This is a genomic window from Caballeronia sp. LZ032, from assembly GCF_031451315.1.
GTDB lineage: Bacteria > Pseudomonadota > Gammaproteobacteria > Burkholderiales > Burkholderiaceae > Caballeronia.
Genome location: NZ_JARUXP010000057.1, coordinates 1 through 469, shown reverse-complemented (window position 1 = coordinate 469; position 469 = coordinate 1). Strand labels below are relative to the sequence as shown.

Genomic DNA, 469 nt, shown 5'->3' with positions numbered 1-469 from the left:
CACCACGCGATTGAAGCACGACGCGCGCGGCAAGCTGATCGAACGGCAATCGCCGGGCGAGGAAGCCGCCACCTATAAATGGGACGCCAAGGGGCGACTTACGGCCTGCATGCTGCCGGGGTATCGCCTGGTGTACTGCGAATACGACGCCGAAGACAACCTCACGCAGTACACCGATGAAGCGGGCCACATCACGCGCTTCAGCTTCTTTGGACAGGGCCAGTTGGCGAGCCGCATCGACGCCAATGGCAGCGTCACGCACTATCGCTACAACACGGAAGAACAACTGGTTGGCGTGATCAATGCGCGGGGCGAAACGTGGCATCTGAAGCGCGATGCGGTGGGACGGCTGGTTGAGGAAATCGGCTATGACAAGCGCTCGCGCCGCTACGCCTACGATCCGGCGGGGCATCTGACGCAGAGTATCGATCCGTTGGGGCAGGTGCTGACGGTGACGTGCGATCCGTTG

General features: G+C 62.0%; 1 pseudogene. It reads left to right on the top strand.

The window, feature by feature from the left end:
* Positions 1–469 (top strand): annotated as a pseudogene (locus QCE69_RS39390) (type IV secretion protein Rhs); the annotation flags it as partial.